This window comes from Rhodococcus sp. 06-418-5, assembly GCF_002258285.1.
Taxonomy (GTDB): domain Bacteria; phylum Actinomycetota; class Actinomycetes; order Mycobacteriales; family Mycobacteriaceae; genus Rhodococcoides.
On record NZ_NOYE01000026.1, the window covers coordinates 1 to 2,535 of the forward strand.

Here is a 2,535-nt window from a genome sequence, read left to right on the forward strand (position 1 = left end):
CCGCAAACCGGAATCCAACACAAACAACGCATCACCCGGCACCGGCGTACCGATAGGAGCTCCATGACCAGGCTTCATGGGCGCACTCATAGAGGCGTAGAACGTCTCTGTCTCCCCGTAGCCATTGATCATTTCTCGGCCTGAAGCCCACCGATCGACAAGTTCGGGCGAGCATGCCTCACCCCCCACAAAAATGGTCCTTACTTGATCTATTCCCTCGGGCGAGAGCATCTCGAGTGCGGACGGGGTCTGGTTGACGGTGGTGACCTGCTCGTCTACCAGGATTCGGTGAAAGTCCGTTGCGGAGCGGGCGGCATGCTCAGGGATGATCACCAAGCGGCCGCCGTGCAGCAGAGCGCCCCACATCTCCCACACCGACACATCGAACGAGTACGAATGGAACATCGACCACACCTGATCTGGGGAATGTTTGAAAGCATGTTCCGAAGCTGCGTAGGTCTGGGTGACGTTCGTTTGTGTGATGCCGACGCCTTTGGGTGTGCCTGTCGTTCCTGAGGTGTAGATGATGTACGCGAGGAGGTCAGCATTCGGCACCGGCAACGTCGTCGTCGGCTGTTCAGCGACCTTGGGATCCTCGACATCTATCAGTGGGACCCCGGACTTACTGACGCGACCAGCGAGGCTCACCGTGGTCAAAATCGCGGCCGGCGCAGCGTCTTGTAGAACGAATGCCAGGCGCTCGTCAGGGGTGTTGATGTCGATCGGCAAGTAAGCAGAACCCAGCTTCAGCACCGAAAGTATGGCTATCACAGTGTGTTCCGAACGTGGCAGCAACAGTGCAACAACGTCCTCTACTCCCACCCCACGCCCAGCCAACAAATGAGCCAACTGCGTCGATGTGTCGTCCAACTCCTGATACGTCCACGACCGACCCTCGAACACCACCGCTATGACGTCCGGCCGCACCCTCACCTGCTCGGCGAACAACTCCGGAATCGCGGGGTCCACGATCGATTCATTTAGCACTGACCGCGCTCCGAGGGCGTCCAGCTGCGTCAGTTCTCTCTCGTCAAGCAAGTCGATTGACGCCACCGAGCGGTCCGTGCCGGCGAGCATCGTCGTGAGCACCCGCTGCCAGCGGGTAACAAGTTGTTTTACAGTTTCGGCGTCATAGACGTCGGTGCGGTACTCGACCAGACCCCCAATGCCTATGGGACGGCCGGAGTTGTCGAACCGCTCACGCAGGCTGAAAGTCAAGTCCATTCGAGCGGTCAAGGTGTCCGTGCGCTGCGGGGAAATGTCGAGACCTGGCAGAGACAGATCGGGCAGGGTGACGTTTTGCCAGGCGAACAGGATTTGGATCAACGGATGGTGAGCCTGCGTACGGACCGGATTGAGGCGCTCGACAAGCGCATCGAACGGCACATCTTGGTTCGCGAACGCGTCCAGGCTCCGCTCCCGTACCTCCTCCAACAAATCACCGAAGTTCATCTCGGCTGAAACCCGCGTACGCAACACCAGCGTGTTGACGAAAAACCCGACCATGCCGTCAAACTCGGTTCGCCCCCGCCCCGCCGTCGGCACCCCGAACGCCACATCCGCGCTCCCGCTCAAACGCGCCAACAGCACCGAAAGCGCCGCCGACATCACCATGAACGTCGTCGCATTGCGTTCCCGCGCCACAACCCGCACGAGTTCCTGCAGTTCGGCGGGCCATTCGACGACGACTTGGCCGCCCTGATGGTTGGCGACGGCGGGGTAAGGCCGGTCCGTGGGAAGCTCCAGCAGTCCCGCGTATCCAGCGAGGTTCCGCTCCCAGAAAACTGTTTGTCGACCAGATCGGGTATTAGGATCGTCGGCCTCGCCGAGGAGCTTGTGCTGCCAGATTGTGAAGTCGGCGTACTGAACGGGCAACGGCTCCCAGCCTGGCTCCGTCCGGGTGGTGCGGGCCTGATATGCGGTAGTCAGGTCGCGAACCAGCGGCGAGAGAGATGATCCGTCGGCGGCGATGTGGTGCATTGCCAGGGCCAGATGGTGTTCCGTGGTCGAGACTGCGAAAAGCCTTGCACGAAAGGGAATCTCGGTTTCTAAGTCGAAGGCGTGGCGGGTGACAATACCGACCGCCTCATCCAACTGTTGATCGGTCCAGTTGGTGGCGTCGATGACTTTGCAGGCGACAAGCCCTTCAGAGGCATCGAGAATGCACTGCTCGGGCACGCCAGCCGTAGCGGGAAACACTGTGCGAACACTCTCGTGCCGGGCTACGACATCGGCAACCGCCAGGGTCAGCGCGTCGACGTCGAGTAGACCGATTAGGCGTAGTACCAGAGGGATGTTGTATGTCGCCGATGGTCCCTCTAGCTGATGGATGAACCACAACCGACGCTGGGCGAACGACAGCGGCAACTGGGCCGGACGCGCATATGGCTCCCAGATTTGCCTGGTGCCCGACTGTCCTCCACCCACCACACGAGCCAGGCCCGCTACGGTGGGGGCTTCCATGAGTGCACGGACGCTGATTTCACAGTCGAAGGTTTCCTGCACGGCGGCTACGACACGCATCGCAGAGAGCGA

The 2,535-nt window shown here is 60.7% G+C and carries 1 protein-coding gene; it reads right to left on the bottom strand.

All coding sequences use genetic code 11. The features are described 5' to 3' along the window. On the bottom strand, window positions 1-2,523 hold a 2,523-nt coding region (locus CH274_RS20610), incomplete at its 3' end, for a non-ribosomal peptide synthetase (RefSeq protein WP_254924357.1). Between the last annotated feature and the right edge of the window lie 12 nt (window positions 2,524-2,535).